Genomic DNA, 18,959 nt, shown 5'->3' on the forward strand with positions numbered 1-18,959 from the left:
AGTTGCCGCCGCACTTGCGTGGTTTTGAGGAAAAGGGAGCGGTAAAGGCGAGCCCTTTTCCTCAAAACCACGCAAGTGCGGCGGCAAGCTTTGAAATATTGGCGGATGTCGTTTCCTGTTTGCTTGATAGGGCTATGCAGCGACTTTCGGACTAGCAGTATTGCTTATGGCAGCTACTGATGGCATTTCTCCGCCATCCTGCTCATCGGCCACTGAGAAGGTCACCGGATTGTAAGGATGCCCAGTATTTAATGTGAGCACGGCGTATATCACCGAAGCTGCCTTAAAAGGGTGCTTAATCCAGTCGTGAGAACCGTCGTCATCACAGAAGAGGGCGCGCACTTTAAGGATAGAGGATTGGTGCCAATCCTTGCTTTTAACCTGACCCTCGTCAAGAAAGAGGTTGAACTCCGAGTCAGCTTTGGCAAAGCGTTTCGCAGTTTCCTTTTGGCTGGTACTGCAAGTTAAATCAGGCTCAGAACCTTCAGCCAGAGAAACTAAGGCTTCTAACTGGGGCATTTTTTCTGGATAAAGACTTTTTAATTTCTCTACCTCACTTAAAGTGAAAGCCTCTTCTAAAACAAAGAAGTTATCCGCTAATGGAGTAGCAGCAACGTTGGTGAATGTGAATTGAATTAGGGGCATAAAGAGGAAAAATGAAGAAAGTGGTTATGGAAAATTTGGGCAAAGGCGTGGCCACATTGGATTTTCCAACGGTAGCCTAAAGCCCGGAAATGAGATGTTTAAGTCGGCGTATCGCCTAGAAACTCCCGCACGGCCATTTCGCTTACGCGGTAGTTCTTTTTGCCTGCACAGGTGTAGCGAATCTTGCCTTCGCGTACCAAGTCGTAAGCCGTGCGCTCGGAGATGCGCAGACGTCGTGTGAGGAGCCCACCATAAGGCAACTCAGGGTCAGGTGCTCCAGATAAGCAGTAGACGGCAGATAATGCCATCTGCTCGGCCTCAGCAGCCAAGCGGGCAGACTGCTCGTGTTCTAGCAGCCGCAGTGTAGCAGCAGCGTCCTCGAATTGAATCGTGGCAGACGGAAGGTCAATGCGCACCATGGCTCAGTCACAATTGAGGGCCGCCAATGCTTGAGCAGCCGCTAGAGCTCCGCTCGCTTCGGCAAGGGATATAGCTGCTCGAACTGCAGGGTGGCCCGCATTTCCACGACGCAACGCAGCGCTTACAGCACTAGGCGAAAGATTGAGCTTTGCGGCAATGATACTTAAATCGCCTTGAGAAAGAAGGCTACTGATAGTTGGTTTTGAACGCATTTGTCTATATTTGTTACATACTTGCTTGTTGTACTACAAATATAGAGAGCTATTTGGCTAGCGCCAACAAGAGTGGTTAAACAAATGCGGATAAATTTTTAATAATATGGAGCAAGAGACTATAAATGAGCGCCTTAATATGATAGTCGAGACTTTCGAAAGTGGGGTGAAAGCATCTTTTGCTCGGAAAGTGGGCATTTCGCCTCAAGGCGCTCAAGAACTTCTAGCTGGCCGCAAAGGAGACCCGTCATTTAAAGTGTTTAAAAAAGTGCTAACAACTTATCCACAAGTAAGGATGGAATGGTTGGTGTTTGGAACTGGAAAAATGCTTGATGTTGGTCAGGAAATAAGTCCTGCTCCGATGAGTCCTAAAGAAGCGGCTTCACGTGCTCTATCTGTTAGTGAGCCACCAACGGACCAAAAAGACATGTATGTGCAGTTGAAAGAATTCAACGAACTGCGTGACGGCATGGCATCTATGGCGTTTCTGATGAAAGAACTCACAAGTCCCCACAGCGGAGTCAGGATAAGTGAAGAAGTCCTAGAAGCGTTTAATCAATCCATTTCAAGGGTTTTCACAAAAAGGGAAGGCAGAAACAACGAGCCTTTAATAAGTCCGATTCGAAAAAAAAATATTGATAAAAAGTAACCATAATTCGAAATGGAGTTGATTTTTCGCCAGCGACTGGACCGACCTGATAAAGCCGGTCGGGCTAATGTTTTCGGGGACTTGCATTGGTCTGGTGGTAATCGTTGGAAAATGCCCACCGGTGTAAAGGTGCTGCCGGCGCATTGGCAGCCTACCAAAAGCAAGCGAATTGCCACAGCCGCTGACAACGCTAATCAACTCAATTTGCGCCTATCACGCTTGCTTGCCGCCGTGCAAGGCGTATTCACGTCGGCCGATGGCGCGGGTAGGGCGGAGGCCGATGTTACCCAAGCTGAAATAGAGGAGGCGGTGCGTAGTGTAGGCGCGGGCAGCCAGCGTCGCAAAGAAGCGACGAAACCTGAGGTGACAGGTCCAGCACCTCTCACGCCCACCGCTACATGGGCCGCATTTGCCGAGCGGTGGCAGGCCGAGAACCGAGGCCTGCTCAGCGAGAGCTATCTGCGCGGAACCAATCAGGTCGTGAGCGCCTTGGCCGAGTTTGACCCTAAATTGCGGCTGGCTACACTCACCCGCGAGCAATTGGCAAAGTACACGGCTTGGCTGTACGGGCAGGGCCTGCGCGACTCGACCGTGCTGCGGCATTACAAGTTTTTCAAAGACTGCCTGCGCATGGTGAACCAAGCCATTCCTTCGTGGATGGGAAAGCTCACGGTACGCTATGGCCGGGCGCTCTCATTGCGTGTGAGCGAAGTGCGGGCACTAATGGACGCATCTGTTGAGGGACAGGTGGACGCTGAGCGTGATGTGTTCCTATTCCAGATGTTTCTATTGCTACGCGATACGGACCTGCGAGGGCTGCGGCCTCACCACGTCAGCCCACGAGAGTTGCCTGGCTACGGCCCAACGCTGTGCGTAGAACTCTACCAGAATAAAACCGGCGAGCCGGTACTGATTCCATTGCCTCCGGCAGCAGCTGTCATCTGGCAGCGATACGGCGGTCAATTACCATTAGTCAGCCAAAAAGAGCGTAACATTCGGCTCAAAAAGCTGGGACGCATATCGCGCCTTAATCGCGAATTTGTTGATGTAGGTTTTTCTGGTAAGGTGCGCACCGAGGAGGTGATACCTGTTTATAAGGCCTTGAGTACGCACACCGCCCGTCACACCGGTGCCGACATGCTTGTACTCGGCGGCGAAGGCGACCAAACTCTAAAGGAAATTGCGCTAGGCCACGTTTCAGACAGCGTGTATGGCTACGATACGCTGGAGCGCTACGGTCCGCAACTGCTCCAGGCTTGGGAGCGCGTGCTTCCTTCAACGGTTCCTATCACGGTTTCTAAGCAATTGCCCCTCGCAAGGTCGTCCAAACAGACGCTTACCAAATAATATAACTTAATCAATAATACGCTTTGAGATTCTTATAAAAACATCCCCGGCCAGCCCTTCCGTTTTCCCACCACTTCGCGGCTGGCCGGTTCCGTTTTTTAGGTTTTATGCAAAGCAAGCGTATCGGCTATAAGGTTGATTTTATCAAGCGTTTATAAATAACCTGGCCATGCATAGTAAGCGCAACAGAGTACAGGCCGGTCGGCAGTGAAGCCACGTTAAAACGACCATTGTTGGGCTGCATGGTGAGCACTGCACGACCGGTCAAGTCATACACTGTCACCGTGGTTGCCTGTAAGTCCTGCGGGGCCGCGATGCGGACATCACCGGCAGCAGGAGAGGGGTACAGGCTAATTTGGTCTGAGAGCAGACCTGCGCGCGTGGCCAACGGGCTGCTAACCCGTGCCAGCGTGTTCAGGCTTTGGGCCAGGTTGGCTAACGAATCGGTGGTAGCTACACGGCGGGCATCCAGAGGAGCATAGATTTCCAGGCTTGATTTCAGCAACGAATCGGCGGCCATGGCTAGCACCTCATCTTGATTCATGCCCGAACGGTAGAAGAACAGGTCGCGGTACTGTACGCGGGCCGGCGACGTGATGCCCCCGAAGTCGAATCGGGTAGGGCGCAGGCGCTCTGATACGGCGCCCTCCCGCACGCTATCGACGTAGAGCATGGTGGCGCCGCGGGCGTAGTAGTGGGTGAGCACCAGCTTGTGCCAGCGGTTGTTGGCGACGGGCACGGTGCCCGTGATGGTGCGGCCTTTGGCTGATTGGTACACCACCACACCAGAGGGGCTGACGCGTAGGGTGCCGGCGGCCAGCCCCGCACTGTCCCGGATTTCAACCAGCTGGCCGGTCGTACTGGTTTTGAAGCGGACAGCCGTCGTGAAAGGGTGCACCACGTCTTCGGGAACCAGCCGAATGAGGCTGGCAGGCGCGGTGGTGGTATTGGCGAGCGTGACGCCGTTGCTAGCGCGCCGGGTGGGCTGCGGCTTGTTGGCGTGCAGCGCATCGAATAGGGAAGGCACGAGCGTGCGGGTCATTTCGGCGTGTCCCCGGTCATTGGGGTGGAGCGCATCGGTCCAGTAGCTGGGGGCCCAGCGGCCGGCGCCGTCGTCTACAGCCCCGAGCAGGTTCACGCTGGGCACGTTCCAGCCGTGAATCAGCGCATTCATCTGGCGGGTGTAGGCGTATTCGGTGGGGCCGTAGTCGTTGCGGGTGTAGCCGTTGGTGATGACGGGGACCATCCCATTGGCCCGCGCCCGCTGAATGAGCTGAATCAGGTTGGTGCGGAACTGGTTGAAAATGGGCTGGCCGCCGGTGAGAATGCCTTCGTTGCCGAGGGCTAGCGCAAACACCACGTACTTGCTACCCTGCGGCAGCAGGTCGGCATCGAAGCGGTTGAGCACGTCCACCGTATTGTTACCGGGCACGCTGATATTGGCCGTGACCCAGGGCTGGCCGGTGCCGGCCGTGGCCCGCTGGGCCAGCAGCGCCGAGTACATGGCCGTGTAGCCGTAATTGTTGGTTGCGCCCTGACCAAAAGGCACCGATGAGCCCATGTACACCAGCTTGAGTGGGTTCTGGGGCACGTAGTTTTCGAGCAGCAGGTCATCGAAATACACGCTGCCGGCCGCGCCGGCGGCGTTGCGCCACATGGCCTTGCCTTTCACGAAAGCCGTGCCCGCCGGAATAACACCCACTGCTTCCAGCTTCGTCCAAACGTTCGTGGCTGATGTGGCGACCAGCGAATCCGACATGAACCGACTGAGCAATGCCCCACTGCTATTGAAGTACAGCAGTTCCAGGTGCGCGGCCTGGCTGCCACGTAACGCGCTGGCTGCGGGATTGTAGAAGTAGCCGCTCAGCTTGTAGTTGGTGGCACCCGTGGTGTTGCGGTAGCTAATTTGCTGCTCCAGCCCCAGACTACCGCCCGTGAGCTGGGCCGCGTAGCTGCCGGCGTGGCGCGTGGTGGCGTTGATGCTGGCCGCGGCGCCGGTGCCTTGCGCCACCGTCGTCCAGAAGTTCAGATTGCCCAGCTCGAAACCCGGGTTCTGGAAGGTGTAGTTGACGGCCGGGGTGCTGCGGCCGGTGACGATATCGAGCCGCATGAGATTAAGAAAGGCGTAAGTGCCGGCTGTACGGCTCACTTCCAGGCTGATAACACCGTTGGCATCGGCCGTGAGCGTGTCCGAGTGGGCCAGGGTATTGTTGTTGCCCGCGTAGCCATTGGCGCCTACGTTGGGGCCGCTGGTGGTCAAACTCACACTCGATACATTGCTGGCCGTGAAGCGGTATTGGGTGGTCCGCACTTCGGTGGATAGCTCGCGACTGCCGAAGAGGTGGAACACGTAGCGCTTGCTGCGGTCGAGGCCGCTGATGCGGAGCGTGGCGGCTGTTTGCAGGAAGAAGTAGTCCTGCGTGGCCGTGGCGATGGCGTATTCGCCCAGCAAAGCGGCGCTTGGGGCCAGCAGCCCGCCGTTGAGGATGCCGTTGGTCTGGAAGTTGGCCCCCACCTTCAGCTTGACGCCGGTGGGCTGGTTCAACTTGTCCACCAGCCGAAAGGTATCGGCTACGCCGGTCAGGTTCAAGACGTTGTTCCAGTAGTTGCCGTTCCTGTCCGGGCTGGGCGTGATGTTGCCGTTCGTGCCGTCGTTGGGACCGAAATCGGCCAGAATGGAGCGTACCGTCTGCGCCCGCGTTGGGCCCACCAACATCAGGCTGATGGCGAGAAATAGAAGCTTTTTCATGTCTATTCAGTGATGCAGGCCGAGCCCTATTCTTTGGTGATTTTGCGCGTCACTCGGCCCGAATCATTCGACAGCGTGAGCAGATAAAGGCCAGCCGGGTAGTTGGTTAAATCAATCGTGCGCTCGGCACCTTGCACCGGTTCGCTGAACAGCGTTTGGCCTTGGCCGTTGCGGAGAATGAGCTGGCTGCCAGACGCGCCGTATTGGCCCAATTGCACGGTTACTTGGCTGCTGGCCGGGTTGGGAAACGCGGTTACTTCACCCGTCAGCGCAGCTTTTGTGTCGTTAGATGCCAACGCGGTGCGGGCGCCGGTAGCCGTGCCATATACCTCGAATTCGTACAGCGAGAATCCGTAGGTGGTGGCCCGGTTGATGCAGTACACCTTCACGTAGCGGGCACTGGCGTTCAGGCCGGCGTGGTCATCAGCGGCGGCGGAGGTTTTGCCCCACACGTCCTTGATGGTGGTCCAGGTAGTGCCGTTCGTGGATACCTGTACCTGGTAGTCCTGCGCGTAGGCGGCCTCCCAGGCCAGGCGCACCCGGTTGATGTTGTAGGTCGCGCCCAGGTCCACGTAGATGGATTGGTTGTTGGCGTAGGCGCTTTCCCAGCGGGTGGTGCCGTTGGCATCCACTGCTTTGGCGGCGGTATTGGTGCTGTTATAGGTAGACGTGACGGTGACGGGGCGTTGGTAGGCGATGTTGGGGGCGTTCCAACCCGGCATCTCGTCTCGCACCACCACGTTGCTGGCCCAGAAGGTATTCTGGATATTGGCTGTGGAGTTGGAGTTGTACACCAACTCCGACCAGCCCATGAAGAAGCCCCATTTCGGCTGCGACGCCAGCAGCGACGGCGACGGCAGCACTTCGCACTCGCCGATGGCAATAGGCTTGCCGCCTGCCGCGTTCACCATGGCGTTGTATTTGGCGCTGGTGTAGCCCTGCCCGTCGGAGTAGTACATGTCCATGGCTAGGATGTCCCAGTAGCTGCTGCCCGGGTTGTAGTTCGTCAGGTCCGACGAGAGGCTGCTGAAATCCTGCAAGTCCCACACCCAGATAAGGTTAGTAAGGCCTTTGGTGTTGCGCAGGTAGTCGCGGGTAATCTGAAACAGCCTAGCCGTGCCGTTACTGCCCGGTCGCCCGGCCCACCAGAAAATGCCCTGGTTCATTTCGTGCAGCGGCCGGAAGTATACTTCCACGCCATTATTCTTGAGGTCCTGCAGGTAGCCGGCAATCACGTCGAGCCGGGCCTTCCAGTTGTTGTTGAGCGTGGTGCCGTTGGTAATCAGCTCGGTCCACTGTGCGTTGGTGAGGCTGCTTTTTACGCCGCCTTCCCAGGCGCAGGGTTCGGCCTGGGTGGGCGGGCAGGCGTGAAACATGATGTTCACAAGCGCGCCCGCCGCCCATTGGGCTTTGGCCTCGTTAATCATCGTTTGGCGGTTGGCCACGTCGGCGCTGGCAAACAGGAAGTCGCCGCTCCACAGCGCGGGGTACTTGCCGGTGGTGGCGTTTATCTGGTTGGTCCAAGTGGCGGGGGCCGAGTTGGGTTCGCGGTTGTGCATGCCAGAAGCCGTTTTAGTGCCCGAGATGCCGTAGAGGTAATTGAGGCTCTTGTAACTGGTTTGGGCCATAGCGGCCGAACTGCATAACAAGCTGGCGCACACGGGCAGTAGACGCGTAAAGTTTTTCATAACAGCAGGGTGGGATTTGGTGAATGATGAGCGTGCGGAATCATTCGCCTTTCCGGACGAGGCCGGCGGCGGAGAGCAAGGGCTTTCGGCCCTGTCGAAGACGAGGCAAAAGGCATTCAGAACCAAAGTGGCTGCTCGTCAAAGAGCAGCGAAGCGGCGGCGGGCAATGCCCTCAGGGTGGAGCGCTGGCAACTCCAAAATCTTCGGTTGCTTCCGTGTTGACAGCCCGCTGACAGCTGTCGCAGCGGAAGGACATTGGGAAGTACCGGTACTAAGGAAAACAGAAAAATCAGCCGGGCAAGCAGTTGGTTAAAATAGAATCAGAGAAGGATAAAATCTGGAAATAATAATGGAGTAACGCACTGGTTTTAGCAGGTTTGAACGTCATGCCGAGCGCAGCCGAGGCATCTCGCTCGTATCGTTGAACGATTGAATTGCTGCTACACGCGAGATGCTTTGGCTGCGCTCGGCATGACGTTCAAACCTGCCTTCCCTCAAGCAAACATCAGATAAATAGCCGCGTCCCGGAGAAGCTCAGCCGGAATTCCTTAGGCGTGCACTTCTTGCGCTTCTTGAAAATGCGGTTGAAGTTGGAGATGTTGTTGAAGCCGCATTTGTAGGCGATTTCGGCCACGCTGTGGGTGGTGTCGATGAGCATGCGGGACGCGTGACCCAGGCGGATTTCGTTGAGGCTATCGATGAAAGTGGTGCCGGTGCGCTTCTTGATGAAGCGGCTGAACGACACCTCCGGCATATTGGCGATTTTGGCCACCTCGGCCAGCGTGATGGGGCGACTGTAGTAGGTGTTGAGGTACTCGAACACCTTTTCGATGCGGCGGCTATTAGCTTGCGGGCGCTCGGCGGTGAAGGACGAATCGGAGAGCACGCGCATGTTGCGTGAGGTGGATAAGTCGTGCAAAATGGACAGCAGCTCCAGCACCGAGTCGAAGCCGACTTTGTGCTCAAGACCTAGAATCCGGTCGCGGATTTGGGTGGTGGCTTCCCGGGAAAAGAGGATGCCGCGCTGGGCGTTTTCCAGCATTTTCTGGATGAAGCTGAGCTGGTTGCGGCGCAGGAACTTCTCGTCCAGCAAGTCTTTGTGAAACTGGATGGTCAACTCCTGAATCTCCTCGCTCACGCACTGGTGCGTGAACCAGGCGTGGTTCAAATTCGAGCCGATGAGCACCAGTTCCAGGTCCTCGATGACTTCGACGTGGTCGCCTACGATGCGCTTGGCGCCGGGCGCATTCAGAATCAGGTTCAACTCAAATTCCTCGTGGCAGTGCAGCGGGAAGGAGAACTCCTTTTTCACCCGCGAGAAGAGCATAAAACAATCGTTCTGCGTGAGCGGGGTAATCTCCCGCATGATATTTTGCTGCATGACGGCGCCGGATGGGTGGATTTTGGGTAAGATAGTATCTGTAGCTTGTGCCGGAATAGCAAAACGAAAATAGCGTTTCAAAACACAGAAGCCACAAAAAGCCGCCATTGAAACTGCTGCTGGTGCCGAACGGGCAAGAGAATGATAAAAAAGCATTACTCAGGCCGCCGCCACTGCGGATAATTTTGCCAGTAGTTCATTCCCTCGCTTATGGCCATTTGCCGCTTGGTTCGCCGGCGGCAATGGCCCATCCCACCCAGCGCACCATGCGGCTTCACTTACTCGATTTGCTCATCATCGCGGCCTACCTGCTGGCCACGGTGTTCATCGGCCTCTACTACCGTAAAAAGGCCAGCCTCGACAAGGACAGCTATATGCTGGGCGGGCGCACGCTGCCCTGGTACAAGCTGGGCCTGAGCGACGCTTCCGACATGTTCGACATCAGCGGCACGATGTGGATGGTAAGCTTATGCTTCGTGTATGGCATGAAATCCATCTGGATTCCGTGGCTGTGGCCGGTGTTCAACCAGGTGTTTCTGATGATGTACCTTTCGCGCTGGCTGCGCCGCTCGGGGGCCGGCACCGGGGCCGAGTGGCTGGCCACGCGCTTCGGGCAGAAGGGGCCGGGGGTGTGGGCCTCGCACCAAGTCGTTATCGCGTTTGCGCTGCTGAGCTGCCTGGGATTTTTGGCCTACGGCTTCGTGGGGCTGGGCAAATTCATGGAGATTTTCATCCCATGGGATTTGGTGAAAGGCTACGTGCCGTTCGCCGTGGCGCCGCAGTACGTGCCGCACGTGTACGGCATTGTGTTCACGCTCTTTGCGATGTTTTATTCCATCGTGGGCGGCATGCACAGCATCGTGCTCGGCGACATCATCAAGTACGCCATCATGACGGTGGCCTGCGTGGCCATTGCCGTTATCGCCTACGTCAATTTGCAAGGCAAACCGCTGGCCGTGCCCGAGGGCTGGTTCAACCCCTTCTTCGGCTGGCGGCTCGGGCTCGACTGGCAGCGCATCATCCCGGAAGTGAACAGCAAGATTGCCAGCGACGGCTACTCGCTGTTCGGCGTGTTTTTCATGATGATGGCCTTCAAGGGCGTGTTTGCCTCGCTGGCCGGCCCCGCGCCGAACTACGACATGCAGAAAATCCTGAGCACCCGCTCGCCCGAAGACGCGAGCAAGATGAGCGGTTTCGTGTCCATCATCCTACTGCCCATTCGCTACTCGCTCATCATCGGTCTCACCATCCTGGGCCTGCTCTACTACCAGCAGATGAACCTGAAAGCGCCCGATGGTACCATCGATTTCGAGCGCATCCTGCCGCTCACTATTAACAACTTCCTGCCCGTCGGGCTGATGGGACTGGTGCTCACCGGCTTGCTCGGAGCCTTCATGGGCACCTTCAGCGGCACGGTGAATGCGGCCCAGGCCTACGTGGTCAACGACATCTACCTCAAGTACATCAACCCGCGCGCCAGTACCAGCCGCATCATCTCGATGAATTACCTGGTAGGCGTGGTAGTGGTGGCCGTGGGCGTAGCCCTGGGCTTCATTGCCAAAGACGTGAACACGGTGCTGCAGTTCATCGTGTCGGCGCTCTACGGCGGGTACGTGGCTTCCAACGTGCTGAAATGGCACTGGTGGCGCTTCAACGCCACGGGCTTTTTCGTGGGCATGCTCACGGGCATCGTGGCGGCCATGATTTTCGGGCTGCTGATTCCGGCCGGCAACCTGCTGTACTGGTTTCCGCTGCTGTTTGGCATCTCGCTGGCTGGCTCCGTCATCGGTACCTACCTGGCTCCGCCCACCGAGCCGGCCGTGCTGCACACCTTCTACAAAACGGTGCGGCCCTGGGGCTTCTGGGGCCCGGTACTGGCTGCCGTGCAGGCCGAGGACCCAGCCTTCCAGCCTAACCGCAACTTTGGGCGCAATATGTTCAACATCGTGCTGGGCATCATCGCGCAGCTCTGCCTCACCATCCTGCCCATGTACCTGCTGCTCTCGCAGCACCTGCCGCTGCTCGTGACGGTGGTGATTCTGGTGATTGTGGGCTCGATACTGAAAAAGACGTGGTGGGAGCGGCTGGGGGACGACTAACCTCACCCCTGGCCCCCCTCCTCAGGAGAGGGGAGCCTGATGATTCCCAGGGAAGGCTGACGTCTGCGCCGCCGTGGCACCCCTCTCCGCGGGAGAGGTGCCGGGGGTGAGGTTTCGCCCCGCCAAATCAGTACCACACAACGGTAAAAAAGCATTACCGTCCCGCCTGCCTACCCGGCGAAATTTGAAGACGCTTTGCTCCATTCCAATCCCACCCATTATGTCCGCTCTCCTACGCAACTTCTTCAAGACAAGCAGCCGGCGGCTGGCAACGGGCCTGGCCCTGTTGCTGCCCGGAGCAGCGGCGGCGCAGACGCCTTTCACTTCGCTCAACTACCTCTACAGCATTCGCGGGACGTCCACCATCGGCGGCATTCATAACAAGGAGCCGCTAAATTCGCCTACCTACTACACCGACCAGCTAGAGTTCGTGACTGGCAAAGTGGCCGGCCTGTGGGGCGGGGATTTCCTGTTCAGCAACTACGCCGACCGCTGGCAGATGATTTATGAAGCCGAGAAGCAGTGGCAGCGCGGCGCGATGGTGACGCTGACCTGGCACGCCTGCAATCCGGCGCAAAACGTGTCGCCTTGCACCTTTAGCAGTGGGGTAATGAGCACGATGTCGAACGCTGATTGGGCTGATTTGACGACTAACGGTACCGTGCTCAACAACCGCTGGAAAGCTTGGCTTGACGAGCTGGTGCCCTACTTTCAGTACCTGCAAAGCCGGGGCGTGGAAGTGGCCTTCCGCCCCTTGCACGAAACCAACCAGGCGGCCTTTTGGTGGGGCGGCCGACCGGGGCCCACGGGCTCGGCCAAGCTCTACCAGATTACCCACGACTACCTGCAGGTCACGCGCGGCCTGACCAACATCGTCTGGGTCTGGAACATCCAGGATTTCCCCACGCTGCCGAGCGACGTGAATTCCTATAGCCCCGGCACCAGCTACTTTGACGTGGCTTCGCTGGATTTCTACAACGGCGACGGGCTGACGCAGGCCAAATACAACGCCATGCTGGGCGTGGCTGCTGGCAAGCCCATTGCCATCGGTGAAACCGGCGTACTGCCCACCGCCGCCGCCCTGCGCGCCCAACCGCAGTGGACGTACTTCCTGGGCTGGGCCGACCTCGTGTTCTCGCAGAACAGCTCGGCCAACTTATTCTTGCTCTACACCGCTACCAACGTGCTGACCCGCGACGAGATGCCGGGCTGGGGCGTTCCCAACCCTTCGGCCGGCAACCTATGCCTGAACAAGCCGGTGACGGTTTCGTCCACCGAAGCGGGGCAGGGCAACGTGGCCGCGCTGGCCGTCGACGGCGACCGCACCACCCGCTGGTCGTCGGTGTATGCTGACCCGCAAAACATCGTGGTGGACTTGGGCGCGAGCTACCGCCTCAACCGCTTCAGCATCGTGTGGGAAAACGCCTACGGGCGCGATTACCAGATTCAGGTATCCCCGGATAACGTGAACTGGACTACGGCCGTGACCATCACGAACAATACCGACCTGCACACCAACTACCCCAACCTGAACGTGACCGGCCGCTACGTGAAAGTGCTGGGCACAGCCCGGGGCACGGTCTACGGCTATTCCATCCGCGAGCTGGAGGCTTACGGCAGCCTGGTAACGTCCGCCGCTTCGGCCAAAGCCGCCGGCAGCCTGCAAGCGTATCCCAACCCTGCCGCCGGTACGCTGACCGTCGCGCTGGGTGCCGATTGGCCGGTGGGTACGCAGCTCACAGTGCTCAACAACACCGGGCAAAAAGTAAGTGCTTATACGGTGCGCCAAGCCATTCAAACCCTACCCACAGCCGATTTACCGGCCGGCCTGTACCTGCTCCGCGCGCAGTACCAGGGCGCGGCACAAACCATCAAATTCATCAAGCAATAGCCTTCTTCCACCCTTCCGTTACCATCCTTATACTGCCTTATTCAATGGGAAACAACTTCCGCCACCGCCAGCACGCGCTTGAAGCGCAACACGCCGCTCTCATCAGCCGTGCCAACGAAAAGCAGCTCCTCGGCAACGGCATCTATGACCGGTACCAGCACGCGGTGCTCACGGCGCAGCACGCGCCGCTGGCCTGGCGCTACGACTTTAACCCTGCCACCAACCCGTTTCTGATGGAGCGGCTGGGCATCAACGCGGTGTTCAACGCCGGGGCCATCAAGCACGAGGGCCGCTACCTGCTGGTGGCCCGCGTGGAAGGGCTCGACCGCAAGTCGTTTTTTGCCGTGGCCGAGAGCCCGAACGGCGTCGACAACTTCGAGTTCTGGGGGCGGCCCATCACCATGCCCGAAACCAGCGAACCCGACACCAACGTGTACGACATGCGCGTGACCCAGCACGAAGACGGCTGGATTTATGGCCTGTTCTGCACCGAGCGCAAGGACCCAGCGGCCCGGCCCGGCGACGAGTCGTCGGCCGTGGCGCAGTGCGGCATTGCCCGTACCCGCGACTTCATCGCCTGGGAGCGCCTGCCCGACCTCAAAACGCCCTCGGCCCAGCAGCGCAACGTGGTGCTGCACCCCGAGTTTGTGCAGGGCAAATACGCCCTCTATACCCGGCCGCAGGACAGCTTCATCGAAGCCGGCGCGGGTGGCGGCATCGGCTTCGGCCTGACGGACTCGATGGAAAACGCGGTGGTGAGCCGCGAGTGGATTGTGGACGGCAAGCAGTACCACACAGTGTACGAGGCCAAAAACGGCCAGGGCCCGGCGCCCATCAAAACCGACAAGGGCTGGCTGCACCTGGCCCACGGCGTGCGCAACACCGCCGCCGGTCTGCGCTACGTGCTGTATGTGTTCCTGACCGATTTGGCGCAGCCCGACAAGCTGCTGCGCAAGCCCGGCGGCTATTTCATCGCGCCGGAAGGGGAGGAGCGGGTCGGCGACGTATCAAATGTGGCCTTCAGCAACGGCTGGATTCTGGACGACGACGGCACGGTGTTTATTTACTACGCCTCGTCGGATACCCGCACGCACGTGGCCACGTCCACGGTGGCGCAACTGCTCGATTACGTGCTGCACACCCCAGCCGATGAGTTTTCCTCGGCAGCCTCGGTCCGGCAAATCAATACGCTGATTGATGCCAACCAGGCGTTTGCCGATGGCGCGCCGGCGGGCCGCGAGCTGGCCTACAACGGCGTGGCCCGATGAGCGCGCCCGCTTCGCTCAACGCGCCGGCCCTGCTGGCCGCTTACCAGCAGGACATGGAAGCCGAAGCAGCCCGCATTGCTGACTTTTGGCTGACCAATGCCGTGGACGAGCGCCGGGGCGGCTTCATCGGCCGCATGGACAGCGCCGGCCGTATTGACCCCAATGCCGGCAAAGGCAGTGTGTTGAACGCCCGCATTCTGTGGACGTTTTCGGCCCTCTACCGCCACACCGGGCGGGTAGAATACCGCCCCGCGGCCACCCGCGCCTACCAGTATTTGCGCACCCATTTCCTCAACCAGGAGTACGGCGGCCTGCATTGGCTGGTGAACGCGCAGGGCCAGCCGCAGGATTCGCGCCAGCAAGTTTACGCGCTGGCGTTTGCCATCTACGGGCTGAGCGAGTACTACCGCGCCACCCAGGAGCCGGGGGCGCTGCAAGCTAGCCAGCAACTGTTCGAGTGGATGGAGGCGCACAGCTACGACGCCGAGCACGGCGGCTATTTTGAGGCCTTGGCGCCTACCGGCGAGCAGCTCGACGACCAGCGCCTGAGCGACAAGGACCTGAACGCGCCCAAGACCATGAATACGCACCTGCATATTCTGGAGGCGTACGCCAACCTCTACCACATCTGGCCCGAGGCGCGGCTAGCTGAGCGCCTGCGCCACTTGCTGCAAGTGTTCGAAACGCACATCGTGGACGCGGAAGCCGGCCACCTGCGCCTGTTCTTCGCCCGCGACTGGACACCGGTGGCCGACCTCGTGTCCTACGGCCACGACATCGAAGCCGCCTGGCTGCTGCCCGAAGCCGCCGAGGCCCTGGGCGACGCCGCCCTGCTGGCCCGCACCAACGCCCTCGCTCAGCGCCTGGCCCGGGCCGCCGCCGCCGCCCTGCTGCCCGACGGCAGCCTGCCCCACGAGCTGAACCGCGCCACCCAGCACCAGGACCTGCACCGCGAATGGTGGGTGAGCGCCGAGGCCATGGTGGGCTTCCTGCACGCCTACGAGCTGACCCACGACGAAGCCATGCTGCACCGTTCGAACGGGGCCTGGCGGTTTGCCCAGCAGCACCTGCTGGACTTGGAAAGCGGCGAGTGGCGCTGGGGCGTGTACGACGACTACCAACCCATGCGCGAGCACGACAAAATAGGCTTCTGGAAGTGCCCTTACCACAACGTGCGCGCCTGCCTGGAGGTGAGCCGGCGGTGTAAAAATCAATTACTGCATTTCGAAGCCGCCAAACGGGACTTGAAGTTGCTCAAAACCGCCTAATCAGGGGCTTGAAACCGTGGTGATACTTATAAACTGTTGAATAGGGCAATACTTTGCTAAAAAAGTATCATTCTTAGCTGAAAGCAGAGATTAAGTTTGTATTACCTAAACAAACCGGCATTTGCGTACGGCTACTGCCTGAAAACGAGGCCCGTGCCGACCCGGAAACGTTTGTTGCCCGGCGGCTGGGGGCCGCCTTCCTGAAGTGTGTGAATCCCGCGCTTCCGGGGCCGGCGCTGCGCCAGGCCGCGGGAGGGCTTACCGTCAAAAATCCCACCCATTCACTTACCCTTTGAACACACGTTTATGAGACAGAAATTACTCCTATTATGGCTGTGCGCGGTGCTGGCCCCGGCGCTGAGTTGGGCACAGGCCCTGACGGTGCGCGGCGTGGTGCGCGACGGCGCTTCTGGCGACGGGCTGCCGGGCGTGACGGTGCTGGTGAAGGGCACCACGACGGGCACGTCGTCGCAGGGCGATGGGTCGTACTCCATCACGGTGCCCTCGGCCGACGCGGTGCTCACGTTTTCCTTCGTGGGCTACCAGACCTGGGAAACACCGGTGAACGGCAAAACCACCATCGACGGCAACCTGAAAGTCGAAAACAAGAGCCTGGAAGAAGTGGTGGTAGTGGGTTACGGCTCGGTGGCCAAAAGCGACCTGACCGGCTCGGTGGGTACGCTGAAGGGCAGCGAGCTGAATAAGACGCCTGCCTCGTCGGTGGACCAGCTGCTGCAAGGCAAGGTGGCCGGCGTGCAGGTGATTGTGCCCTCCGGCGAGCCGGGCGCGGGCGCCACCATCCGCATTCGCGGCTCCAGCTCCATCAACGGCTCGAACAGCCCGCTGCTGGTAGTGGACGGCTTTCCGTGGGGCGACGCCGGCAATTTGAAGCAAATTAACCCCGACGACATTGCCAGCATTGAGGTGCTGAAGGATGCTTCCTCAGCGGCTATCTATGGCTCGCGGGGTGCCAATGGCGTGATTCTGGTGACGACCAAGAAGGGCAAGGCGGGCAAAACCAGCATTACGCTGAGCACGATGAATACGATTTCGACCCTGCCCACGAAGCTCGACGTGTGGTCGGACCCGGTGGACGTGGCCATCATCGACAACGAGGCGCGCGGCAACGCCGGCCTGCCGCTGCTCTACACCGGCCAGACGTATCTGGGCACCTACTATCCCTCGGTAGCCGAGCTGAAGGGCACCGACCCCAGCAAGCCGAAATGGCCCTACCGCACCTACTGGCCCGATTTGGTGTACCGCAACCCGTTTTCGCAGACCCACACGCTAACGGCCAACGGCGGCAACGAGCGCACCAAGTTCTCGGTGTCGGGCAACTACTACCGCGAGGAGGGCCTGAACATCGGCAACGTGTACAACCGCTACAACGGCCGCCTGAACCTCGACCAGAAGCTGTTCGACAACCTAAGCGCGGGCGTGAACCTGATTCTGACCCACACCCAGCGCGTGGGCGGCGGCCTCTCGGCCGACCGCAACCCCGTGTTCCCGGTGTACAACCCCGACGGCACCTACTTCCAGATTGGGCCGCGCGATTTCGGCAACCCCATCGCCTACCAAAAGGAGGTGACCAACACCAGCAAGGGATTCGACGTGCTGGGCACGCTCTACGTGAGCTGGGACCTCACGAAGTGGCTGAACTTCCGCACCCAAATCAGCGACAAGTTCGGCAACGCGGTGGACGACAACTACCAGCCGCGCAACATCACCAACACCGGCTACCTGTACAACGGCTTCGGCACCATCAACAACTACAACGGCAACGAGATTCTGAACGAGAACTACTTCACGTTCAACAAGTCGGTGGGCATCCACAGCTTCAACGCGGTGGCCGGCTACACCACCCAGACGTTCAACTCGCGCACCTCGTACCTGGAAGGCCGCGGTTTCATCAACGACGTGCTGGCCAACCAGAACCTGGGCACCGCCAAGACGCAGTACACCACCAACGGCCTGAGCAAGTCGCTGCTCAACTCCTACATCGGTCGCTTGAACTATTCGCTGCTCGACCGCTACCTGTTCACCTTCACCGGCCGGGCCGATGGCTCGTCGAAGTTCGGGGCGAACAACAAATGGGCCTTCTTCCCCTCGGCCGCCGTGGCTTGGAAACTACAGGAAGAAGCCTTCATGAAGGCCATCCCGACCATTTCGGAGGCCAAAGTGCGCCTGAGCTACGGCCTAACCGGCAACCAGGGCATCAGCCCTTACCAGACGCTCGACCGCTTGGGCTCAGCCCGCTACTACACCGGCGGCGACTTCCAGACCGGTTTCGGGCCGGGCACCTTCGGCTACGACGGCTACAACAAAATCTGGGAAGGCGTGCCCAACCCCGATTTGAAGTGGGAAACCACCTCGCAACTCGACGCCGGCCTCGATTTGGGCTTCCTCGACCAGCGCTTCACGGCCAGTGTGGACGTGTATTACAAGCGCACCCGCGACCTGCTGCGCCAAACCTACATCACGCCGTCGTCGGGCTACGACCGGGTGTGGGTGAACGACGGGGTGATTGAAAACAAGGGCGTCGAGCTGGGTTTGAGCGCCGAGGTGCTGCGCACGCCCGCCGTGCAGTGGACCGTGGGCGGCAACCTGACCGTGAACCGCAACAAGCTCATCAGCATGGGCACCGACCAATTTGTGTGGAACGGCGCGAGCATCGAAATGCTGCGCGCCCCGCTCAACGCCTACATCGTGGGCCAGCCCATCAACGTGTTCTACGGCTACAAAACCAACGGCGTGATTCAGAGCGCCGCTGAGGGCGCCGCCACCGGCCTGACCGGCGACATGGCCAAGCCTGGCGAGCTGAAATATGTGGACCTGAACGGCGACGGCAAGGTGGACGACAACGACCGCACCATCATCGGCAACCCCAACCCCAAGTTCCTCTACAGCTTCAACACCACGCTGCGCGCCAAAGGCTTCGACCTCTCGGCCCAGCTCTACGGGGTGCAGGGCAACGACGTGTTCGACTTTCGCAAGTTCTCGCCCAGCGGTCAGCTCCAGCGCTGGACGCCCGACAACCCGACCAACGCCTACCCCAGCGTGAACTCGAACCGCGCCTACTACGGCTCCGACTGGTTCGTGACCGACGGCTCCTTTCTGCGCGTGCAGAACGTGACGCTGGGCTACAACTTCAAGTCCAACCTCATCAAGCACGTGGAGACGCTGCGGATTTACTTCTCCGGCAACAACCTCTACACCTTCACCAAATTCCACAAGGGCTTCGACCCCGAGGTGCCGGCCAACGGCCAGCAGTACGGCTCGTACCCGCGCCCCCGCGCCTTCTCGCTGGGCTTGAACATTGGCATCTAATCACCGGCATTCTCA

The 18,959-nt window shown here is 59.4% G+C and carries 12 protein-coding genes; 7 read left to right on the top strand and 5 right to left on the bottom strand.

From position 1 onward, the window contains the following. Window positions 1-132 precede the first annotated feature (132 nt). Together Q4S41_RS02285 and Q4S41_RS02290 are read right to left on the bottom strand one after the other, a co-directional pair. Complete coding sequence (locus tag Q4S41_RS02285; protein WP_305029510.1) at window positions 133-645, bottom strand: hypothetical protein; 513 nt, start codon at window positions 643-645, stop codon at window positions 133-135. A gap of 98 nt (window positions 646-743) precedes the next feature. Continuing rightward, window positions 744-1,064, bottom strand: coding sequence for a helix-turn-helix domain-containing protein (locus tag Q4S41_RS02290; RefSeq protein ID WP_305029511.1), 321 nt, complete (start codon window positions 1,062-1,064; stop codon window positions 744-746). Between the two features lie 319 nt (window positions 1,065-1,383). Between Q4S41_RS02290 and Q4S41_RS02295 the strand changes: the two genes are divergently transcribed. Together Q4S41_RS02295 and Q4S41_RS02300 are read left to right on the top strand one after the other, a co-directional pair. Beyond that, entirely contained in the window at window positions 1,384-1,926 is a 543-nt protein-coding gene (locus tag Q4S41_RS02295; protein ID WP_305029512.1) for a hypothetical protein, read from the top strand. 12 nt (window positions 1,927-1,938) lie between these two features. After that, window positions 1,939-3,273, top strand: coding sequence for a phage integrase SAM-like domain-containing protein (locus tag Q4S41_RS02300; RefSeq protein WP_305029513.1), 1,335 nt, complete (start codon window positions 1,939-1,941; stop codon window positions 3,271-3,273). Window positions 3,274-3,400: 127 nt separating this feature from the next. Here Q4S41_RS02300 and Q4S41_RS02305 read toward each other — a convergent pair whose 3' ends face one another. From Q4S41_RS02305 to Q4S41_RS02315, 3 genes are all read right to left on the bottom strand, one after another. Beyond that, the gene (locus Q4S41_RS02305) at window positions 3,401-6,022 is read right to left on the bottom strand and encodes an SGNH/GDSL hydrolase family protein (protein WP_305029514.1); all 2,622 of its coding nucleotides are present in this window, start codon (window positions 6,020-6,022) and stop codon (window positions 3,401-3,403) included. Window positions 6,023-6,048: 26 nt separating this feature from the next. Then, window positions 6,049-7,710: a glycosyl hydrolase gene (locus tag Q4S41_RS02310; protein ID WP_305029515.1), complete on the bottom strand. Its 1,662-nt coding sequence runs from the start codon at window positions 7,708-7,710 to the stop codon at window positions 6,049-6,051. Window positions 7,711-8,215: 505 nt separating this feature from the next. Continuing rightward, window positions 8,216-9,091, bottom strand: coding sequence for a helix-turn-helix domain-containing protein (locus Q4S41_RS02315; RefSeq protein WP_305029516.1), 876 nt, complete (start codon window positions 9,089-9,091; stop codon window positions 8,216-8,218). A gap of 266 nt (window positions 9,092-9,357) precedes the next feature. Here Q4S41_RS02315 and Q4S41_RS02320 point away from each other — a divergent pair, with 266 nt between their 5' ends. The 5 genes from Q4S41_RS02320 to Q4S41_RS02340 all read left to right on the top strand — a co-directional run bounded on the left by Q4S41_RS02320 (window position 9,358) and on the right by Q4S41_RS02340 (window position 18,944). Further along, window positions 9,358-11,190 carry a sodium:solute symporter family protein gene (locus tag Q4S41_RS02320; protein ID WP_305029517.1) on the top strand — a complete coding sequence of 611 codons (1,833 nt, stop codon included), beginning with the start codon at window positions 9,358-9,360 and terminating at the stop codon, window positions 11,188-11,190. A 220-nt stretch (window positions 11,191-11,410) separates the two neighbouring features. Beyond that, complete coding sequence (locus Q4S41_RS02325; RefSeq protein ID WP_305029518.1) at window positions 11,411-13,081, top strand: glycosyl hydrolase; 1,671 nt, start codon at window positions 11,411-11,413, stop codon at window positions 13,079-13,081. 44 nt (window positions 13,082-13,125) lie between these two features. Beyond that, complete coding sequence (locus Q4S41_RS02330; protein ID WP_305029519.1) at window positions 13,126-14,349, top strand: glycoside hydrolase family 130 protein; 1,224 nt, start codon at window positions 13,126-13,128, stop codon at window positions 14,347-14,349. Continuing rightward, window positions 14,346-15,617 carry an AGE family epimerase/isomerase gene (locus tag Q4S41_RS02335; RefSeq protein ID WP_305029520.1) on the top strand — a complete coding sequence of 424 codons (1,272 nt, stop codon included), beginning with the start codon at window positions 14,346-14,348 and terminating at the stop codon, window positions 15,615-15,617. Before Q4S41_RS02330 ends, Q4S41_RS02335 begins: the two co-directional genes overlap by 4 nt. A 306-nt stretch (window positions 15,618-15,923) precedes the next feature. Further along, window positions 15,924-18,944, top strand: a complete 3,021-nt coding sequence (locus Q4S41_RS02340) for a SusC/RagA family TonB-linked outer membrane protein (RefSeq protein ID WP_305029521.1) — start codon at window positions 15,924-15,926, stop codon at window positions 18,942-18,944. Window positions 18,945-18,959: the final 15 nt, after the last annotated feature.

Origin of the sequence: Hymenobacter convexus (genome assembly GCF_030580955.1) — a bacterium.
Classification (GTDB): Bacteria; Bacteroidota; Bacteroidia; order Cytophagales; family Hymenobacteraceae; genus Hymenobacter.